We start from the raw sequence: 20,559 nt of genomic DNA on the forward strand, positions 1-20,559 counted from the left end.
GATGAATGGGTTTTTTGTTGGTAGTTCATGAATATTATTTATTTGCATGGCTTTAAAAGTAATGCCCACTCGATCAAGGGGACATTGCTGCAACACTACTGTGCAAAATACTCCGGGGTTCAGGTGCATTTGCCTGATTTAAATATGTCGCCACTGGCTGCGATTCAGCAGCTTTCCGAGCAGATTCAGTCAATGCAAGATGTGGCGCTGGTGGGCAGCAGTCTTGGCGGATTCTATGCGACATATCTGGTCGCACAGCATGCTGTGCCTGCTGTACTGATTAATCCGGCAATGCGACCATGGCAACTGTTTCGTGAACTGTTTGACGAGCAACTGCCTTTGCAGGTGCATCCGAACTGGTGTCTGGATGATGCAGATCTTCGACAACTGCAACAATTGGCCCTGCCAGTTGCACAAGATGCAGACAAAATACTGGTTCTACTGCAACAAGGCGATGAAGTTTTGGATTATCGTGAAGCACATCGTTATTATAGTGCTGCGCGTCCCCCTGCAATGCTGATGACCGAAGCGAATGGCAGTCACGGGATGGATGATTTTGCGGAGAAAATTCCGCTGCTCTTACAGTTTTTGTTGGACTGCATAAAAAAGGAAACCGAATAACGTGTCTCAATATACGGCTCAATCTCTTGAAGTTTTATCTGGTCTGGATCCGGTACGTCGTCGTCCGGGCATGTATACCGATACCTCTCGTCCGAACCATCTGGCGCAGGAAGTGATTGATAATGCTGTCGATGAGGCCTTGGCCGGACATGCCAACAAGATTACCGTCACGGTCTGTAAAGATGGTTCATTATCTGTCGAAGATAACGGTCGTGGTATGCCAGTCGATATTCATCCCGAATATGGTCAAAGTGGTATTGAAATCATCATGACCAAACTGCATGCCGGTGGTAAGTTCAGCACCGATAACTACCAGTTTTCCGGTGGTTTGCATGGCGTGGGGATTTCAGTCGTCAATGCGCTTTCGACCCGTGTAGAAGTTGAAGTTCAGCGTCAGGGCAACCTGTATAAAATGGCCTTTGAAAATGGTGAGCCGACGGCTCCACTTGAAGTGCTGGCAGGCAAGGCGCCTAAACGTGCCTCGGGAACTACGGTACATTTCTGGCCTGAAACCAAATACTTCGATTCACCCAAATTTGCCTTAAAAGCTTTAAAGCATAATCTCAAAGCCAAAGCGGTTTTGGCTGCGGGCTTACAGATCAATTATGTTGACCAGATCAATGACGAAAAGATCAGCTGGCAGTTTGAAAATGGTCTGGTCGACTATTTGATGGATGAGCTTGAGGATCGTGAAATCATTCCTGCACCGGCTTTTGTTGCAACAGGTGACGCTGAGCGTGCCAGTGCCGAGTTTGCGATTTGCTGGAATGTAGAAGGCGGCGATAGCATTCAGGAGTCCTATGTCAACCTGATTCCGACCGCGCAGGGCGGTACCCATGTCAATGGTTTACGTTCAGGCGTGACCGATGCCATGCGTGAATTCTGTGAGCTGCGTAATCTGTTACCGCGTAATATGAAACTCTCTGCGGAAGATGTCTGGGATGGTGTCAACTATATTCTGTCGCTGAAATTCCAGGAGCCGCAGTTCTCGGGACAAACCAAAGAGCGTCTGTCGAGTCGTGAAGCCTCAGGTACGGTGCAGAATATTGCCAAAGATGCATTTGCACTCTGGCTAAACCAGAATTCTGATATCGCGATGCAACTGGCTGAAATGGCCATTTCCAAAGCGGGTCGCCGTTTAAAAGCCGCGAAAAAAGTAGAACGTAAAAAAATTGTGGCCGGTCCAACCTTGCCGGGTAAATTATCCGACTGTGTTGGACATGATCTGGATCAGTCGGAACTGTTTATTGTGGAAGGCGATTCTGCGGGTGGTTCTGCCAAACAGGCGCGTGATAAAAACTTCCAGGCGATCATGCCCATTCGCGGTAAAATTCTAAACACTTGGGAAGTCTCTTCGGATGAAGTTTTGGCATCGCAAGAAGTACATAACATCGCGATTGCGATCGGTGTCGATCCGGGTTCAGATGACCTGTCCGAGCTACGTTATGGCAAAATCTGTATTCTGGCCGATGCCGATTCCGACGGTCTGCATATTGCAACTTTGCTCTGTGCCCTGTTCGTCAAGCATTTCCCGACCTTGGTGGAAGAAGGGCATTTATTCGTTGCCATGCCGCCCTTGTATCGGATTGATGACAACAAAGACGTGCACTATGCCCTGGATGATGACGAGCTCAATGGTATTTTGAAAAAATGCAAAAGCAAAAATCCGCAAATTACCCGATTCAAAGGTCTGGGCGAGATGAATGCCAGCCAGTTACGTGAAACGACCTTAGATCCAAATACACGCCGTTTGGTGCAGCTGGATTTGGATGATAGTCATTTTACCGCAGGTTTACTGGACAAGTTACTTGCGAAAAAACGTGCCAGTGACCGTAAGGAATGGTTAGAGCAAAAAGGCAATCTGGCAGATATTATCGTGTAATAGCTCTCTTTTTTAGATCAAGAGCCCGCAACTGCGGGCTTTTTGCTGGCTTGAATCTAAGCCCTATTTTTTCGATCTGAGCACTGACATTTTTATATCTGAAACCGATTAATTCTCTACTTTTAAGAAAACTCCTGCCGCTGAAACATTATGCCCAAAGCCACAACCTGAATCACCACTATTCTGCTTAAGCACTGCACGACTTCCGAGTTTGGCATCAAAGCCGAAAGAGATATCGATTTTGCAGTCTTCAGAGCGATATTGTGCCTGTGTTTTATTCAGTGGCATCGTGGTATTAAATCCACCTAGATTTGGTCCATAAATCAAACTGCGTAAGCCCATATAGAGACCTTCATATTCGATCGCATAATGTTGCTGCTGTTTGACAATTTTCAGCGTACTCCAGGCACCAAAACCGGCATGCTGTACATAAGTACCTGCAAGTTGAGTGTCCTTTTTAGGCGGAGGAAGCTGTTTTAAATTAAACTGACTACTTTTAGCATCGGGGTAAACGGAGAACCAGGCACGTGCCCATTGAGGCTTGCCAAGTTTGCTATAGCTTAAACCCACATTATTAAATGCTGTTGTAATGGCTTGTTCAGAGAAAGAGGTTTTAGCTTCATCCCGGTTCATTTCACAAAAAGATGACCAGGCAGCTTGTTGCTTAAATTGTGCTATGGCCTGTTGATAGTGTTTTTGATCATAGAATTTTTTGCCATTATTGGCGTAGCTCTTCACTTTGCTGCAGCTTGTACGAAGTTCTTTTTCAAAATCTGAATCGGCAAAAGTTAGTGTACTTAAAGTTAAAATACCAATACAACATAGAGATTTATACATTGTTTTACTCTGGACGGCTTTGATCTGAATAAAACATAGCCAGCTTTGGAAGTAAATAGAGTGTCTGTTTCGATACCAGTTTAAAAAAAGAGAAGCCGGTCTAAATAACAGGAGATTTAAAGAGCCGTTACTTCAGCCTGCTCCAAATTCAGTTGTAATAGCACCAGATCGCGCCATTGACCAAACTTTTGTCCAACTTGCTGCATATAAGCACTTTGCACAAAGCCCAGTTTTTCATGCAGGCGAATCGACGAGATATTTTCTGAATCAATCGCTGCGACCATGATATGCAATTGCTGTGCTTGAGCCTCTTCAATTAAATGCTTTAATAAGCTAGAACCCAGACCTTGTCCTGCATAATCCGGATTTAGAAAAACTGAATGTTCTACCGTGTGTTGAAAGCCTTGAATACTACGAAACTGGTCATAGCAGGCATAGCCAACAACACGCTGATCTCGTCTATCTTCAACCACAAAAACCGGGAAATTTTGATTCTTCAACTGCTTAAACCAGATTTTAAAATAGTTCAAATCAAAGGCTGTTCTGTTCCAGGTCGCAGTGCCATGTAGCACTTCTTGATTATAAATCTCGAGGATGGTTTCAAGATCATGTTCGGTCGCAGGTCGAATGTCAAAATCAGGCATATTCTTGTTCTGGTAAGGTTGATCTGAAATCACAGTTTAAAAAAAAGCAGAACCGGAGTTCTGCTTTTGATCATACATCAATTAGAAATGGTATTTAACCAATGCACTAACATCATTTTGATCTAAGCCTTTAATGGCATATTTATTGTTCCAAACTGAATGTTCAATACCCACATACAATTTTGTTTCTGGAGAAATGTGTTTGCCTACATTCCATTTGTACTGAGATGTCCAGTTTAACTCACTTGCGTGACCATTCTTTTCAGCTGTTGACCAGTCTAAGAATGCATCAGCCAAGAACTCTTCACCGCCAATTTTAAATGGGACTGCGTAAGTGATCGTCATTTGATAATCATCTTCACTGCCATCATTGTCGGCTTTATAGAAGTTGATGGTTGCATAGTTGGTATAAGGGATCGCTAAATTAAAACCAACACCATATAGGTAGTTGTTAAAATCACTACCCTTGGCACTGTTGCCTTCCCAAGTCGTTGCAATCAATATGTCTGTGATAGGGCCTAGTTCAAGTTTCTGGCCAGTTACCGCGCCAAGGCTTAAACGTGGTGCAACTTCAAAATAGGTTTCGTTACCATTTGGATCATTGTTGGTACGATCCGCAAAGGCAAAGAAATCGCCATATTTAAAACCAGCGGCATATTCAGCAGTAACTGTGCTTTGCTCAATTTTTTCATCTTGAGTTGAAGGTACTTTATAGTTTTCACCATAAAGGCCGGTCAGGCTAAAGTCTTGCCAGATTGGTTTTGCCTGGGTAAATGTTGCAGTGGTAGCCAATGCACAAAGTGCCGCGAGTTGTGTCAATTTCATTTAAATCTCTCCCCCAAGAAAGCAGAGTAAGCATACAGATTAATGCGTAAAAATAAAGTTAAAATTGATCGCTGACCTAAATATATTTCAGTCCTCATGAGTTGAATGCAGACGATCATCTTCCTCAGTTTTCATTGTTTTTCGCTGATGTTTTTCTAAAGCATTATTTTTTAAATAAAGTTGAATATGTAGCGCCTTAAAAGACTGAATGTATAACTAAAAATATAAAATCACTTCAATTCAGGATGATTAACTTAAAAAACAAGTATAGAAGGAATGTACAGATTATTTGGCAATTAATTTTAGGCTGAGGCTGAACAGCTTTGTTCAGTTTGTGTAATGAGATTAGTTTTAAAATCTCAAATGACCGTCGTTTTATAAGCCTGTTCTCAGCCCCTTCAAGTAAGATTGAACGGTCTTATATTTCAATTGAAAATCATTTTTGCAGGTTGTTATTTTAGAATGACGAAGGGGTATTTTTCCTGATTCTGCAAAAGTAACTAAATAAGGATAAAGCATATGATCTATTCAGGACTGTAAGGCTTACTAGATGCAGATCTTATAAGAAAAATTATTAGATAAAAGTGAGCTAATTTCGATAAAAAATACTTTTAATTCCTCTTTTTTAGGTTTTCTGGTCGAGTGTTATTTAAGCGATTTATCGGTCTGGCTAAAAAATTATTTCGAATTAAATCGTGTGAAAGGTTTTGAAATTACCAGTTGAAAAATCCTGCATTTTTGAGCTGAGTAAGCAGTTGTCACAATGGATTATTCTTTTGCTAAAAAACCAAAATATCACTTGCATATTTCCCAGATACAGCCGATATTCAAGATATAAGGACACGATTCTGCAGACTCAAAAATGTGTTCATCATTCAAAGTGGAGGGTGTAATTCCAATCATTTGAAGAAGTGAAATGCGATGCGAAACAGCAAGCTACAAACGTGCCAAGATAAAAATTTTTGCACTCAAAAAGTTACAAAGATTGAGGATGGTAATTTATGAATATTGAACTTCGTACAGATAAACACATTCAGAATAGCGAGCGTTTAATTGATTATGTACGTGAAGAATTAAATCAAGAATTCCAGCGCCATAGTGAGCGTATTACTCATTTTTCAGTCCATCTCAGTGATGAAAATGGCGCCAAAGGCGGTGATGATGATATTCGCTGCATGATAGAAGCGCGTCCTGCAGGGTTAAAACCCGTGGTCGTCAATCATCGCGCTCACAATGTGGATACTGCCATTCGTGGTGCGATTGACCGGCTAAAACGCAGTCTGGAACATGTGATTGAGAAAAAAGACAATGTTCGTCCTGGTGCCTTAGCACTGGCAGATACAGATACTGCAGCAGAGATTGACGAGTAATGCTGACCGATTTTAAAAAGCCCTGCGGGGCTTTTTTTGTATGAAATAAAAATATAATAGTGAGAAGCGCAACAAAGCCGCACGTTATTCGGCATAATAGTCGAAAACGAATGAAAGTGAGCTCCATCATGTTAACTGCGCAACAACAGCTTTTTGTGCAAGCACTCGAAGAATTAAATCTGGATCAGGTAAAGCAGCTTTTGGCAGATGGACTCAATCCAAATTTTATTGATCATGACAAAGGCCCGGTAATTTCGGTCTGGTCAGATGGTTTATTTAAATGGTGGGAAGAGGTATGCGAGTTATATGAAGCCGGCACCCCACTTTCAGCTGAAGAAAAACAGGCAAGATTGGCTGTACATTTACAAATTCTGGAAGAATTGATCCAGGCCAAAGTGAATTTGCATCTCTGGGATGCAGAAGAAATTTATGGCCCATTATGGGATGCTGCAAGTGCCGCATGTGCACCTGCCGTGCAGCGTTTACTCGATGAAAAAGTTGATCCAAATAGCAAAGATGAAGATGGCATGACCATTTTATCTTCGATTAGTGACCTGTTCTTCGATTGTGATTTTGATGAAATTAACTGGTCAGAAGCCTTGGATGAAGAAAAACAGACGCTAGAACTCCTGCGTAGTCATGGCGCAAAAATGAGCAAAGAACTGGGTTAAATTTTAATAAAGAGCACCAAGATGACAATATTAAAAACTTTGGGTTTAATTGCACTGACTGGTTGCAGTGCATCACTTTTCGCAGCAGATTTTGAATTTGATCGACCAGGTGAAGGTCTCAGTACTGGAATTACTCCAGTCGGAAATGTCGCTTGGGAGCAAGGCTTGCCTACAGCGCGTTATAGCAAGTCAGGCGATCAGACCGCGACCACACTCAGTGCAGATATGTTGTTACGTACCGGACTTAGTGATGGTCTGGAGTTGCGTCTGGGCTGGGAAGGCCCTGTCTGGTCACAAGTCAAATCCAATGGTCAGACGAATGAAAATGATGGTCTGGGCGATGTCAGTATTGGTCTGAAAAAAGCCATTGATCTGGATGATGACAAACTGAGTCTGGCCTTGCTGGCCGAAGCAGTTATTGCGACAGGCAATGCCGGTTTCAGTAATGAAGAAGATATTTACAGCCTGGGTTCTGTCGTATCGTACCAATATAATGACTTGGTCAGTACCGCATTGACTATGCGTTATGAATGGCAGGACAGCAATTGGGCCATAGCTGCGATTCCATCGATCGGCTACCAGATCACCGATCGCTGGTCAGGCTATTCGGAACTGATTTACCGTAAAGCTGAAAGCATCGACAATGAATACGCGCTTGGCACTGGGGTCATGTATGCCTTAAATGATCGTGTCCAATTAGATGCGAATGTCGGTGTGGATCTGGATGGTGCAGATCGAAGTTACTTCTCAGGCCTAGGTTTCTCTGTGCTGTTCTAAGTTATTCAACTCACAGATGATGAAATACTCGCAGTTCCCGACCTGGGGGAAAATGCTTGCCCCGGTTATTTTGGGAAGCACCTTGTTCAGCAGTCCTGCTCAGGCGGAAACTGCATTGTTGTCTGCCGATCAGGCTTTTCCTGTGAGTGTGATCTCAACCAGTCAACAGCAGGCTGAACTGAGCTGGCAGATTCCGGACAACTATTATCTGTATCAGCATAAAATAGAAGTGCGGCAGGGCAATCAGCCTGTATTGCTTGAATTACCGCCTGCTAAAGATCTGTATGATGACAACTATGGGCATACCCAGGTGTATTATCAGCAGTTAAAGTTTCAGATTCCGACGCAGGCCAACCAGTCCTATCAGGTGAGCTGGCAGGGCTGTGCCAAAGACCGAATCTGTTATCCGCCGCAAAGTATTCAGTTCAAGACAGATCTGTCAGGTCTGGTGCAATTTGAAGCTGCCGGCCCAGGAAGCAAGCGCTTACTTGATCTAAACGGGTCATCACTACAACACAATACCCTGTTTAATACAGCGGCTTCCTCAGAATCTACAGCGGATGCATTTTCTGCAACCTCTAGCGGGCAACCCGCAGTCGGTGCGGCACAAGACCAAAAATGGTCAGCTCAATTGCTTGAACGCTCTTTGGGTTATGGACTGTTACTGTTCTTTGGCTTAGGAATCTTGCTGGCTTTTACCCCATGTTCCTTGCCGATGCTGCCGATCCTGACCTCGCTGATTGTACGGGACAGCAAAGGTGTCAAAGCCTGGATGATCGCCCTGACTTTTGTCAGCAGTATGGCCGCGGTCTATGCGGTGCTGGGTTTAATTGCGTCTTCGGCCGGCCTGAATTTCCAGCGTTGGTTGCAGCAACCCGGTACCCTGATTGCGTTTAGTGTGTTGTTTGTCCTGTTTGCCCTGAATCTGTTTGGACTGTTTGAAATCAAACTGCCACAACGTCTGGTTCAGCGTCTGGATCGGGCTCAGGCCATGCAGCAGGGTGGTAGTTTGGTCAGTGCTGGAGTCATGGGCATGATCTCGGCGCTGCTGGTCGGGCCATGCATGACCGCACCGTTGGCGGGTGCACTCTTGTTTATTTCCCAGACCCAAAGCCAGTGGCAAGGTGCCTTGCTGCTATTTACCCTCGGTTTTGGCATGGGCACACCTTTACTGTTGGCCAGTATTTTGGGTGCACGGGTACTACCTAAAGCCGGGCACTGGATGAATCAGATCAAAGTGCTCTTTGCCTTTATCATGCTGGCGCTGGCACTGTATTTTATTCGCCCACTGATTTCAGAAGCGACTTTACAGTGGTTATCCTTAGGCTTGGGCATGGTCTTTGTGACCTATGTACTGTTCCGGATTTTCTGGCATCGTACCAGTCTGAGGTGGTTGTATATCCTGTGTCTGGTGATAGCGCTGCCTTATATCAGCTATAGTCAATATCAGCATAGTCAGCGGTTTTTTGTTGAGCAGTCCAGTACAGAAGCCCAGTGGCATGTGGCACGCAGCGCAGCAGAATTTCAGCAGATTTTGAATATAGCACCGCAAGGGCAAAAGATCGTGATTGATGTCTATGCCGACTGGTGTGTCGCTTGTCAGCCGATTGAACATCGTATTTTAAAATCTGCACAGGTACAGCAGGCTCTGGCACCTTATTTCCTGATCAAGCTGGATTTAAGCCAATACAATGCCTCGCATCAAATGCTGTTAAATCAATGGGAAATTCTGGGACCACCAACCTATTTATTTCTGAATGAGCAGCAACAGGAAATTCGCGGTTTACGTTTGACCGGTGCTTTTAGCGAAGCAGAATTGCTGGCCCAGCTGCAACGTCTGGCTCAAAGCTCAACTCCATAATCTTCATAATCATCGAAAAAGCTGAACCCGTTTAAGAAACCTGCATCTGTGCAGTCACCGGTTCAGCATAGGCTTTGACCCGATTACGTCCACCGGCTTTGGCCTGATAAAGCGCCTGATCGGCCTGACTGAGTAGCTGTTGTGGGCGTAACTCGGCTTTGGAAATAGCAATTCCGAAACTGGCAGTCACCGGAATCGGCTCACCTTCATCACTCATCATCTGTAATTGCTGAATCGCGCTGCGGCAGCGTTCTGCTACTTGTTTGGCTTTTTCCAGACTGGTATTTTTCAGCACCAAAATGAACTCTTCACCGCCAAAGCGGCCCACTACATCACTTTCGCGTAACTGTTGGCTTAATACAGCACTGACTTCAACCAAGGTTTCATCGCCCTTATGATGACCATACAGATCATTAATTTTCTTAAAGTGATCCAGATCTAAGAGAACCAGGGCGTAATGGGGTACAGCCGTAGCATTGAGCTGATCCAGACATTGATTGATACTGCGCCGGTTAAACAGGTTGGTGAGCGGATCGATCTGGCTCAGCTGTTTGATCAGCTGCTCGCGATGCCGCCACTGACTGAGCAGAATCTCGAATAACACCATGCAGACGGCCAGAATTGGCAAAATGAAATACAGCATCGATAACAGCCAGAAACCATTATAGAAAAGCTCGCCATCGAGATTAAATAGCGGTGAATAAGGCAATTGATGGCTGAAACTTAAATAGGCACATCCGCCTAGGAAAATGGATGCTGGAATCAGCATGCTATAGACCAGTGTGCGATGGAACAGCACCAGTCCCACCATAATTAAACAGACATAGGAGGTCGTGGCCACAGGGCTGATCACCCCCACGACATAGGCATCACGGCACAGCGAAATCACAAAAGTACCCACTGCCATGTAGGGCAGATAACGTTCCACCAGAGGATTGCTCTGAAATTTATAACAGGGATAAATCAGTGCCAATAAAATCGCTAAAAAGCTGCTGTTCAGGATAACTTGGGTATGAACCCGTTCTAACTGAACATATTGCCAATACTCTGGATTGAATAAAACAAAGATATCCCAACCGAGCCAGGTCAGATGTACGCCGCAGCCCAAAGCCAGCATCAGGATGCACTTTTTGAGAATACTCCAGTTCATCACGACTTCATCTTCGACCAGATATTTCGTGATTCTGTGTTTGATTATTTTTTGTAATACAGGCGATATTCGCTTCATGTTGTCGGTCTGACTTAAATTATTATGGCAACTTTTTAAGATTTATTGACTATTTATAGCTTTATTTACATAAGATAACATAAGTTTTAACGCTTGATAAACCACAATATTTAAGGCGTCTGCAAAATAGGAATTTCTAATATTAAAGCTGGTTTTGTTCTAAATTCAGAATGATGTGTTTTATCTGTGCTAATTATTTCATGCAACCTAAGCCTTAAAATGGCTGCATTAGTTAGATAGCCCCATAGATGAGAGCGAAGCCATGAAAGTTTTACAGATTGATTCCAGTATTTTAGGCGATGCCTCTATTTCGCGTCAGCTGACTCAGGCGTTGGTGAGTCAGTTACAACAAAAACATGCTCAGGCCATCGAGCTTGAATATCTCGATCTTGCTGCACAGCCGATTCCACATCTCACGGCTGAAATTTTAATGGGTCAGAATGCAGAACAGACTGCATTAGGCGAAGACATCCTGCAGCAGTATTTACAGGCAGATATCGTGGTGATTGGCGCGGCCATGTATAACTTCGGTTTGCCATCGACCTTAAAAGCCTGGATTGACCGGATCTGTGTGGCGGGACGTACGTTTAAATATACCGAACAGGGCCCTGTCGGTCTGGCTGGCAATAAAAAAGTATATATTGCCAGCAGCCGTGGCGGAGTTTATGGGGAGCAAAGTCCTGCCGATTTTCAGGAAGCTTTTTTGAAAACCGTGTTTAACTTTACCGGCGTAACCGATATTGAAGTGATTCGTGCGGAAGGCGTGAACATGGGCGAAACGATCAAGGCACAAGCCTTAGAGACGGCATTGCAGCAGGTTCAAGCCATCTAAATATCCAAAAACAACTCAAAAGGTCAGCCTATGCTGGCCTTTTTTATATGGGTAAACAGTGATTAATCTCGATCCAGACGGTGCGCGAAGGCTGCCAGATCGCTCAGCGCCTGTTGGGCTTCCTCAAACCAGGCACTGAACATCTGAAAGTTATGCCACATGCCGGTATACAGTTTAAATTCCACATCGACACCCGCCTGTTCGGCTTTTTCCTTAAAACGACTGGCATCATCCAGTAGAATTTCCTTGGAACCGACCTGAATATGAGTTGGGGGCAAGCCGCTTAAATCGGCGAAAAAGGGCGAAACTTCCGGATCACCCCGATCGATGGCACGCGGGACATAATATTCAATGCCAGTTTCAACTGTTTCCGGAGACAGCAGGGCATCATGTTTCTGGTTATAGCGCAACGATTCACTGGTCAGGGTCAAATCCAGCAAAGGAGACAACAGAATCAAACCACTCACTTGTGGGAGGTTTTCTTTTTGTAATTTGAGCGCCAAGGCCAGCGCCAGATTGGCCCCACAAGAATCACCGGACAGGATGATATCTTTGGCCTGAACGCCTTGATCGAGCAATAAGTTATACACATCAAACAAGGCTTCCAAGGCCTCTGGATAGGCAGATTCCGGTGACAGCGGATAATCTACATGCAGTACCTGCATCTGGGTTCGAGCCGCAATTTGAGTCATAAAGGCACGATGGGTATTTAAAGAGCCTAAATAAAATGCCCCGCCATGAATATGAAAAATCAGCTGAGTCGACTCTTGCTGCGGCTTAATTTCCTCTGCGCGCAGACCCGCCAAACGTAGCGAACGAATCTGTACGGTTTTGTCTTGTGGAAAGAGTTTGCACATCTGCTCCAGTGCAATGCGCATTGAACTCGGTGGAAGATTGAATCTGCTCGGGGCACGAATGACTGTCTTTAAGATGCTTTCTGTAATTAATTGTTTTGTTAACGGGCTTATCTTCATTTTCCTTCCATCTTTTTGTGCTTTTATTGATCATGTAGATTATTTACCAACCATATTTACAAGGTTACACTAAATAGTCACAGCTAAAAATTGAAAAATTGTTGTGACTTTTTAATACTACAGAGGTCTATTTTCAGACTAAGGAAATGAAGAAAAATGAAAAAAATAGCGCTTATGTTAGGACTACTAGGCTTATCTGTACTGGCAAATGCCGCAGATCCTTTAAATGGCACGGTTTGGAAAACCATTGATGATAAAACCAAGCAGCCTAAGGCCATGGTTAAATTTACTGAACAAAAGAACGGTACGTTGTCAGCAAGTATTCAATCTGTGTTAACACCAGGTGAAGAAAATGCCTGTACCAAGTGTGAAGGTCCGTACAAGAACAAGTCACTCAAAGGCTTGACCATTGTGAAAGGTCTTAAGAATTCAGGTGGTACCAGCTATGACAGTGGTTCAATTCTGGATCCGCAATCTGGTAAAACTTACAAACTGAAAGGCCAACTGGCAGATGGTGGCAAGAAACTTGAGCTTCGTGGCTTTATTGGTGTGGCAGCATTAGGCCGTAACCAGACTTGGGTTCGTGCAAACTAATCCAGTTCGATAGAAAGATAAAAGCCTGACTGCTGTCAGGCTTTTTTGTATGAATTATTTAGGATAATAATTAATTACTTAGGGTGCGATAAGCCGCGTCATCAAAACCGGCAATAAAACCTGTGGGCGTGGCCAAGATCGGACGTTTAATTAAACTGGTATGAGTGCTTAATGCGGCAATTAAAGCATCTTCACTGGACAGCGCCGTTTGCTGCTGTTCTTCAGTCAGTTTGCGCCATGTGGTTCCTTTTTTATTTAATACCACATCCTGACCCAGCGCATTCAGCCAGACTTTAATGGTATCAGCATCGATGCCCTGTTTCTTATAGTCATGAAATTCATAGCTCAACCCCAGCTCAGTCAGTAGGTCAAAAGCTTTTTTCATCGAATTGCAGTTTTTAATCCCGTAAATTTTTAACATATTCGCCATCTAACACATCTTAAATCATGGCCTAGCTTAACCAAATTCGCAGCAGTCGACCATGCAAAATAGAATGATTAGAAAACAATTTAAAATAGGGAGGCAGAATCGTCATCAAAATGACATCAATGCGCTTTAAAATGACCAGCAAGAAAAACAACAATAAAAAAAATAATAATTTTAGGCAGTGGAAATAGAAAACCCGCATTTAATCATCCTGATCATGCGGGTCTCAATTCAACGTCCATTGTCACATCCATGAAAAACAAGCTAAATGTTCTAGTTTGTTTTATTTTCTTCCTACGGCGTCCTGTCCTTATATTGTCATCCTGACATGTCCCTGTGCCGTGAGGCTATAATGCTCTGTTATGACATCGAGATAAACCCAAAAAATACGTCATGTCATGTAAGCAATAAGCCTTAATTGAGTGAACAGGTGTGCACTCAATTGATAGGTATCTTTTATAGTTTGTAGTCGATGATCACTGGGGCATGATCGCTAAACCATTGTTCCTTATACACCCAGGCATTGACGGTACGCTCTTTCCAGTCTGGTGAGCAGGCCTGATAATCAATCCGCCAACCGACGTTCTTGGCTCGGGCTTGTCCGCGGTTTGACCACCAGGAATACAGTTCAGCTTCTTTGCGTACTTCGCGGAACGTATCGACATAACCGAGTTCATCATAGATATGATCTAGCCAGGCGCGCTCATGTGGTAAACAGCCGGAAGATTTCTGGTTGCCGGACCAGTTTTTAATATCAATCCGTTTATGCACGATGTTGTAATCACCGCAGACAATCACCGATTTATTTTCATCGCGCCATTGTTTCAGGATTTTGGCATATTCTTCCAGAAAGTGATCTTTACGCGCTTGTGCTTCATCGCCTGATGAGCCGGAAGGTAGATACAATGAACAGATATGGGCCGTTTGCTCCAAACCTAAATCAAATTCGGCTGCAATAAAACGGCCTTGCGAATCTGCCAGTTCAAAGCCCAGACCATCGGTTAAAGAGACGAAGGGCAGGCGGCTATAAATCGCGGTACCGGCATAACCTGGACGTTCGGCAGGGAATAGATGAGTATACCAGCCTTCCGGTTTAAATTTATCGGTCCACTGCACATGGGTGATCCGGCTTTCCTGCATACAGATCACATCGGCATCCGACTGTTCCATCCATTCCAATAGGCCTTTGCTCACCGATGAGCGTAAACCGTTGACATTAATTGAAACGACACGAAGAATTTTTTGATCACCTGGATAGCTACTCTTTGGTATCATGCGCAAGTCTTACCTTAATTAATGGATTTAGGAGCACCTCATGCCAACGCCAGCTCAGTTTAACCCGCAAGCTTTTATCGAACTCGCATTATCACGCGGTGTGCTTAAATTTGGTGAGTTTACTTTAAAATCGGGACGTGTGAGTCCCTATTTTTTTAATGCGGGTCTGCTGAATGATGGTGAAGCCTTGACATTGCTGGCTTCTGGCTATGCAGCAAAATTAACGGTATGTGACCATGTGGAAGTGGTTTTTGGTCCTGCATATAAAGGTATTCCTTTTGTGGCAGCGACCGCTGTGGCGCTATCACAAAATCATGGGGTGAGTGTGCCTTGGGGTTTTAACCGCAAAGAAGCCAAAGATCATGGCGAGGGTGGCGTACTGGTGGGTGCTTCTGTAGCAGGTAAAAAAGTCTGGATCATTGATGACGTGATCACGGCAGGAACAGCGATTCGTGAAGTCGTGACAATCTTGAAAAATGCCGGTGCACAAATCGCAGGTGTTTTGGTTGCACTTGACCGTCAGGAAAAAGGTCAGGGCGATTTATCTGCCATTCAGGAAGTGCAGCAAGAGCTCGAGATTCCTGTACATGCCTTGATTACCATGAAAGATTTGATGGACTATCTGGAAACCAAGGGCGATCAAGAAGCTTTAGCTAAAATGGAAGATTATCGAGTTAAATACGGGATCTAAGCGGTGATCCTTATCGTAAAGGAAGCTACAGCTTCCTTTTTTGTTTTAAAGTTCAATTGATGTAGAAATTAAGCATTCAAATACAGGGTGAATACTTAAAAAACTAAGTCAAAGTTCTGTAATTCAAAGATTTTTAATATTAAAGACTTTCAATCTTGATGTAGATGAATACAGTTTAAAATACTGGAAATTGACAATAATATTCAGTGATTCTGTACGCATTTGCTTACGTGAGTTCAAGCCGTTTGCGTCTATACGCGCTGTGCTGCATTGCCTATGATGAATTCATCAGGAACAGGATGTTCCATAAAAGAATAACAAGAGATAAATACAAGGAAAGTAAGGTAAGACAGGAATCATACCCAGCGAACCAACACGAAAATCCCCCGGCAGGATGCTGGGGGTTTTTCATTTTTAGCGATTCATGCAGGCCCAGATGTAGCAGGCTTAGACGCGGGGAGAATAAATAAGATGATTTACTGGTTTAAATGACTGGAATAGGTTTAAAAAGCATCACCAACCGATCGCTTTTGAAGATTGTTAATCTTTAGAGCCAAAAAAAGCACCTTAAGGTGCTTTTTTTATTGCTGGGCTAAATTATAGCGCAACGATATTGATCGCGTTCGGGCCTTTTTGACCTTCAACTACGCTGAAAGAAACGCGTTGGCCTTCAAACAATGTTTTGAAGCCAGAACTGCTAATTTCTTTAAAATGAGCAAAAACGTCAGGACCTGATTCTTGTTGAATAAAACCAAAACCTTTAGTTTCGTTAAACCATTTCACTGTACCGGTAACTGTAGTAGACATAATATAACCTATCAAATTTTTAATAATTTTAGCCATTGAAATGACTATGGATAACTTTGAAAAACAACAAGAATTGAAATAAAGATCTGAAAAAACTGAGGATTATAAAATAACACTGCGGTACTTAAAGAAGTTTAACTAAACAACACTTTTTTCTAGTTGAGTACAGTATAACCTAAATCAGCAAATATTCAAGTTTTTTATATTTATTATTTATTTTTCTTATAAATATGGGTGGATCTTTCTTTTTTAAATATGTGCTGGTCAATTTTTTTAGTATGACTGACTGTATAAAGATTTACTCAAGCAAAACAACAAACATACATTTTACTTACGTTACTTTATGTTAATAAAACTGAACCAGTACGCGGAAAGATTTTTCTAAGTGAATGTATTTTATAACATTGGGTAAATTTGTAGCTGGCTTGTTTAAGATAGTTCTGGTCATTGTTCAGCTATTCAAAGGCCCCTATATTAAAAACACATGGAAAAATTAACTATAAGAATTTCTTAATTTTAATTTAAAACCAGAATAAGAGTGAGTCTCATGGATTACTGGAATTGTGTTTTATTAATCTCCATTATTGCAGTTGTAGGCCTAACGATTATTATCCTGCTGGTCGGCTGTAAAATCTGGAAAAACCTGATCGTCACTTTACTGATTTCGACCATAATGAGTTTTTTGATTATCTATGCCATCAACTTTATCTTTGGAAAGAGTCTGCATTTCCTTTGGGGTCACCGGGAAGTCGGGAATCTTGACTTTATGCTTGAAATTGGGCTGATGAGTCTGGTGATTGGTGGGGTAATCACCTTTATGATTATGTTAGGCACCTTGATTGCCAAAAGTAATGATAAACAGAGTGAGGAATAGAAACAGAGAGCAGGCAGTAGCAATGCTTTCTCTGGACAATACACAGCCTCCTTCTCTTGAGTCAATTTAATAACAGCCGACGAAGTATGAATGGATTTTTCATACTTCGTCGTGGTCTTACCTTTTATCTTAAAAATGATAATCCGTCCTTAAAACATCATTTTAAGTCCTAAAGCATAGATCCAGCCCTGGTCAGAGCCGGATGCCTGCTGCCAGGCAGTCTGTTTGTTTCCTTTGCTATATTCATAGCCAACCTGCAGATAAGGCATGACTTTTTTACTGATCTCATAACGGGTTTCTAGTCCTAATGTCGCATGACTCAGACCAGATTTTTTCGCACTCGCAGCTTGATCATTGAAAATGATATCCAGTTCAATAAAGGGCTGCATAATCAGTTTCTGAGTCAGCAACAGGTCACGTTCTGTTTCCAGTTTGAATCCGACAAAATCATCTTCACCGACATAGAGATAGGCATCGGTTTCAAAAAAATAAGGGGCCAGGCCATGCAGTCCAAGCACTGCATCGAAACGTTCATTTTGTAGGGAAGCTGTATGCTGGCTTATATTTTCCTGACGGTAGCGCAAACCGGTTTGTACATCCCAGAAATCGGAAATATTACGGCTATACAGGATTTCGGCCGCATAGTCAGCCTGACTCGATTCAGATTTATCTGCCTGCAGCTTGAGAAAAACCTTGTTTTCATCAGTACCAATTCTGGCTTCATTCTCTGATTTAAAAGCGCCATTTCCAGCTGAATTGATTTGCCATTTCTGGTCCAGAATGACTTGGCTATAAATCTGTGCACCATGTTCTTTCCGATGGTCATGCTCCGCAGTAGCGCCAACAGGTTTTTCGTGCCCTACAGATTCTTGATCAGATAAAGATCGAGCTTGTTGGGTATGTGAGCGTAGATCCGGCACTGCAATAGGAGCGCTATGATGTACTGCGGTTTTGCTAGGATGATGATCCTGATGATCCTGATGATCCTGATGATCCTGATGATCCTGATGATCCTGATGATCCTGATGATCCTGATGATCCTGATGATCCTGATGATCCGCTGCCAATATACTGAAACTCGCCACGAGCAGTGCACTGCTTAATACCGATTTTAAAAAGAGCTTAGTGATGTGCATGGCTTTCTCCTTGATCCACTGCTGGCTTTGACGGCATTTGTTGCGGCGAAGCATGAGAAGCTTGATCGTCATTCACATGTGCCACAATCAGCTTATTCATCATGCCGGCACTCATGTGATAGAGCAGATGGCAGTGAATCGCCCATTCTCCCAGTTCATCTGCCGTTAATAAGGTTGTGAGCGTTTTTCCAGGTGGCACAATCACGGTGTGTTTATTTGGCATCTGTGCAGCAGATTGACCATTTTCCAACTGCATAAACATGCCATGTAAATGCATCGGATGCGCCATCATGCTGTCATTGATAAATTTCAAACGGATCCGTTCGCCATATTGCACCTGCAATGGTTCGGCATCACTGAATTTTTTACCATTGATGGTCCAGATATAACGTTCCATGGTTCCACCCAGACGAATCACCAGTTCACGTTCTGCGGCTCGGGTATCGGTTTGTGGCGTCAGGGCTTTGAGGTCTTGATATTGCAATGCTTTATGCCCTGCAGGTGTAGACATATTGACCCAACCCTCAACCGGTGGATGAGACGGATTTGTCTTGGGTATAGCACTGTGACCTGCGTGCATGTCGTGCTGGGCATGCTCATCATGTTTAGGCGTATCTGTTGCAGATTTCGTGGTCTGACTGCTGTGTGCGGTATGAGACATGTCATGCGGTTCGCCATGTCCCATATCTTCCATGGTCAATAAGGCACGTGGACGTGGCGTCGGTAATTGAATCGGATGTGTCGCTGGATCAGCCTCATTGTGCAAGCTGCCAATGGCAAAGCCTGAACGGTCGATCGATTCGGCTTCAATCTGGTAATGAGGTGCAGTTGGTTCCACAATCACATCATACGTTTCAGCAGTTCCGATACGGAATTCATCTACAGCGACCGGCTGTACAGCTTGTCCATCGGCGCTAACCACGGTCATTTTAAGCTGGGGAATACGTACATCGAAAAACGACATGGCCGAGGCATTAATGAATCGCAGACGAACCTTTTCATTCGGTTTAAATTGGCCGCTCCAGTTCTGTTGCGGGGTTTTGCCATTGATTAAAAAGGTATAACCGCTGACATCAGACAGGTCGGTTTTCAACATGCGCATCTGGTTCCACATTTTGCGATCTGACCAGGTGGCCTTGAGACCGTCACGTTTTACCTGCTGGAGTACATCGCCCACGGTTTCACGCTGATTCTGATAATATTCAGCCGATTTTTTTAAATTATTCTGAATCTGCTGGCTGTCCTGTTCATGAAAATCCGACAGCATCACCACATAATCCCGCTCGGTTTTTTCATGCTCAGGCATCGGTGTTTGTGCTTTAGGATAAATCACCAAGGCACCATATAAGCCGTCCTGTTCCTGGCCTTTGGAATGCGCATGATACCAATAGGTACCGTTTTGACGAACCTTGAAACGATAAGTAAAAGACTGCTTCGGTTTGATACCCTGAAAACCATTAAATCCAGGGACACCATCCATTAGGCCGGGCAGGAGCAGGCCATGCCAGTGCAGCGAGGTATCTTGATTCTTCAGGTTATTTTGCACATGAATCACCGCATCATCACCTTCTTCGAATTCCAGCAAGGGGGCAGGGAATTTTCCGTTTACGGTAATCCGTTTGACCGTCTTTCCGGTGAGATTGAGCGGACTTTCATCAATAACCAGATGATATTCTTTAACAGCTGCAAAAACTGCAGACGATGACATCAGGCAAATGCCCAGACATAGGCATTGGGGAATTTTAATTAACATCACTTAATCCTTAATTAATAAAAAATTGAATATTCAGGATTAAGTTTTGGGTGGGCGCAGGATTTCCTGCCAATAACCGGCAAGGTGTTTGGCATGATAAGTTGGGAGGAGGGTTCTTTCTAGAGAATGATGGTCGAATACTGTCAGTTCAGGGGCCGAAATTTGCAAGCCGCTCATCTGGCTTTGACAGGCCATCGTACTGCAATCCAGACAGTCTTGTGAGTGCTGTGGCATATCCGGAAAACAGTCAGCCTGTGTCAGGTCTTGATCTGAGTTATGCGCAGATTCATGCATAGCATGAGAGGTGGAGGCTTTTACCATGTCCAGACAATGGCTGCTCATCTGTTCAGACGACATGACCAAATGCATGGTTGTTGCAGAAGCAACAGACACACTGCTCCAGCCTATGGCAAAAACCATAAGCATCACCAACCAGATCTGTTTGACGAGCCGTGTGAGCAAAGTCCACCCTGAAAAAAA

General features: G+C 43.5%; 21 protein-coding genes. 10 read left to right on the forward strand and 11 right to left on the reverse strand.

The genetic code is table 11. The annotated features are described in order from the left end of the window. Positions 1-27: 27 nt before the first annotated feature. A complete protein-coding gene (locus FTU82_RS05455) occupies positions 28-621 on the forward strand; it encodes a YqiA/YcfP family alpha/beta fold hydrolase (protein ID WP_180101122.1) in 594 nt (197 codons plus the stop codon). A 1-nt stretch (position 622) separates the two neighbouring features. Further along, entirely contained in the window at positions 623-2,503 is a 1,881-nt protein-coding gene (parE, locus tag FTU82_RS05460; protein WP_100534542.1) for a DNA topoisomerase IV subunit B, read from the forward strand. Between the two features lie 108 nt (positions 2,504-2,611). Here the strand turns inward: parE and FTU82_RS05465 are convergent, their stop codons facing one another. From FTU82_RS05465 to FTU82_RS05475, 3 genes are all read right to left on the reverse strand, one after another. Continuing rightward, a complete protein-coding gene (locus FTU82_RS05465) occupies positions 2,612-3,340 on the reverse strand; it encodes a hypothetical protein (protein ID WP_100356993.1) in 729 nt (242 codons plus the stop codon). 116 nt (positions 3,341-3,456) lie between these two features. Then, complete coding sequence (locus FTU82_RS05470; protein ID WP_180001028.1) at positions 3,457-3,984, reverse strand: GNAT family N-acetyltransferase; 528 nt, start codon at positions 3,982-3,984, stop codon at positions 3,457-3,459. Between the two features lie 81 nt (positions 3,985-4,065). Continuing rightward, a complete protein-coding gene (locus tag FTU82_RS05475; RefSeq protein ID WP_180001027.1) occupies positions 4,066-4,809 on the reverse strand; it encodes an outer membrane protein OmpK in 744 nt (247 codons plus the stop codon). A gap of 1,001 nt (positions 4,810-5,810) precedes the next feature. Between FTU82_RS05475 and FTU82_RS05480 the strand changes: the two genes are divergently transcribed. The 4 genes from FTU82_RS05480 (at position 5,811) to dsbD (ending at position 9,488) form a co-directional block, all read left to right on the forward strand. Beyond that, entirely contained in the window at positions 5,811-6,179 is a 369-nt protein-coding gene (locus FTU82_RS05480) for an HPF/RaiA family ribosome-associated protein (RefSeq protein ID WP_005094974.1), read from the forward strand. A gap of 128 nt (positions 6,180-6,307) precedes the next feature. Further along, positions 6,308-6,850, forward strand: coding sequence for a hypothetical protein (locus tag FTU82_RS05485; RefSeq protein ID WP_005094976.1), 543 nt, complete (start codon positions 6,308-6,310; stop codon positions 6,848-6,850). Positions 6,851-6,871: 21 nt separating this feature from the next. Further along, positions 6,872-7,627, forward strand: a complete 756-nt coding sequence (locus tag FTU82_RS05490) for a transporter (protein WP_180001026.1) — start codon at positions 6,872-6,874, stop codon at positions 7,625-7,627. A gap of 19 nt (positions 7,628-7,646) precedes the next feature. Further along, positions 7,647-9,488, forward strand: coding sequence for a protein-disulfide reductase DsbD (dsbD, locus tag FTU82_RS05495; RefSeq protein WP_100329564.1), 1,842 nt, complete (start codon positions 7,647-7,649; stop codon positions 9,486-9,488). 31 nt (positions 9,489-9,519) lie between these two features. Here dsbD and FTU82_RS05500 read toward each other — a convergent pair whose 3' ends face one another. Beyond that, positions 9,520-10,716, reverse strand: a complete 1,197-nt coding sequence (locus FTU82_RS05500) for a GGDEF domain-containing protein (protein WP_180001025.1) — start codon at positions 10,714-10,716, stop codon at positions 9,520-9,522. A gap of 262 nt (positions 10,717-10,978) precedes the next feature. On the opposite strand from FTU82_RS05500, the gene FTU82_RS05505 reads away from it, so the two are divergent. Continuing rightward, positions 10,979-11,548, forward strand: coding sequence for an FMN-dependent NADH-azoreductase (locus FTU82_RS05505; protein ID WP_005094985.1), 570 nt, complete (start codon positions 10,979-10,981; stop codon positions 11,546-11,548). Positions 11,549-11,610: 62 nt separating this feature from the next. On the opposite strand, the gene FTU82_RS05510 is transcribed toward FTU82_RS05505, so the two are convergent. Continuing rightward, positions 11,611-12,522 (reverse strand): alpha/beta hydrolase, encoded by a 912-nt coding sequence (locus FTU82_RS05510; protein WP_180001024.1) that lies wholly within the window; start codon positions 12,520-12,522, stop codon positions 11,611-11,613. A 156-nt stretch (positions 12,523-12,678) separates the two neighbouring features. Between FTU82_RS05510 and FTU82_RS05515 the strand changes: the two genes are divergently transcribed. Continuing rightward, entirely contained in the window at positions 12,679-13,116 is a 438-nt protein-coding gene (locus tag FTU82_RS05515; protein WP_005173279.1) for a DUF2147 domain-containing protein, read from the forward strand. Between the two features lie 70 nt (positions 13,117-13,186). On the opposite strand, the gene FTU82_RS05520 is transcribed toward FTU82_RS05515, so the two are convergent. Further along, positions 13,187-13,537, reverse strand: coding sequence for a Spx/MgsR family RNA polymerase-binding regulatory protein (locus tag FTU82_RS05520; RefSeq protein WP_034609159.1), 351 nt, complete (start codon positions 13,535-13,537; stop codon positions 13,187-13,189). Positions 13,538-13,999: 462 nt separating this feature from the next. Beyond that, positions 14,000-14,818, reverse strand: coding sequence for an exodeoxyribonuclease III (locus FTU82_RS05525; RefSeq protein WP_180001023.1), 819 nt, complete (start codon positions 14,816-14,818; stop codon positions 14,000-14,002). A 40-nt stretch (positions 14,819-14,858) separates the two neighbouring features. Between FTU82_RS05525 and pyrE the strand changes: the two genes are divergently transcribed. Further along, positions 14,859-15,509: an orotate phosphoribosyltransferase gene (pyrE, locus tag FTU82_RS05530; RefSeq protein ID WP_180001022.1), complete on the forward strand. Its 651-nt coding sequence runs from the start codon at positions 14,859-14,861 to the stop codon at positions 15,507-15,509. A 597-nt stretch (positions 15,510-16,106) separates the two neighbouring features. Here the strand turns inward: pyrE and FTU82_RS05535 are convergent. Next, positions 16,107-16,316: a cold-shock protein gene (locus FTU82_RS05535; RefSeq protein ID WP_005094999.1), complete on the reverse strand. Its 210-nt coding sequence runs from the start codon at positions 16,314-16,316 to the stop codon at positions 16,107-16,109. Positions 16,317-16,863: 547 nt separating this feature from the next. Here FTU82_RS05535 and FTU82_RS05540 point away from each other — a divergent pair. Further along, positions 16,864-17,190 carry a hypothetical protein gene (locus tag FTU82_RS05540; RefSeq protein ID WP_005095001.1) on the forward strand — a complete coding sequence of 109 codons (327 nt, stop codon included), beginning with the start codon at positions 16,864-16,866 and terminating at the stop codon, positions 17,188-17,190. A 149-nt stretch (positions 17,191-17,339) separates the two neighbouring features. Here the strand turns inward: FTU82_RS05540 and FTU82_RS05545 are convergent, their stop codons facing one another. Genes FTU82_RS05545 through FTU82_RS05555 form a run of 3 tightly spaced genes read right to left on the reverse strand, consistent with a single transcriptional unit; the run spans position 17,340 to position 20,499 of the window. Then, positions 17,340-18,326: a copper resistance protein B gene (locus tag FTU82_RS05545; RefSeq protein ID WP_180101123.1), complete on the reverse strand. Its 987-nt coding sequence runs from the start codon at positions 18,324-18,326 to the stop codon at positions 17,340-17,342. Beyond that, positions 18,313-20,079: a copper resistance system multicopper oxidase gene (locus FTU82_RS05550; protein ID WP_100356986.1), complete on the reverse strand. Its 1,767-nt coding sequence runs from the start codon at positions 20,077-20,079 to the stop codon at positions 18,313-18,315. Before FTU82_RS05550 ends, FTU82_RS05545 begins: the two co-directional genes overlap by 14 nt. A gap of 39 nt (positions 20,080-20,118) precedes the next feature. Continuing rightward, positions 20,119-20,499 carry a hypothetical protein gene (locus FTU82_RS05555; RefSeq protein WP_227523614.1) on the reverse strand — a complete coding sequence of 127 codons (381 nt, stop codon included), beginning with the start codon at positions 20,497-20,499 and terminating at the stop codon, positions 20,119-20,121. Between the last annotated feature and the right edge of the window lie 60 nt (positions 20,500-20,559).

This window comes from Acinetobacter sp. YH12151 (assembly GCF_013418355.1).
Taxonomy (GTDB): Bacteria; Pseudomonadota; Gammaproteobacteria; order Pseudomonadales; family Moraxellaceae; genus Acinetobacter; species Acinetobacter pseudolwoffii.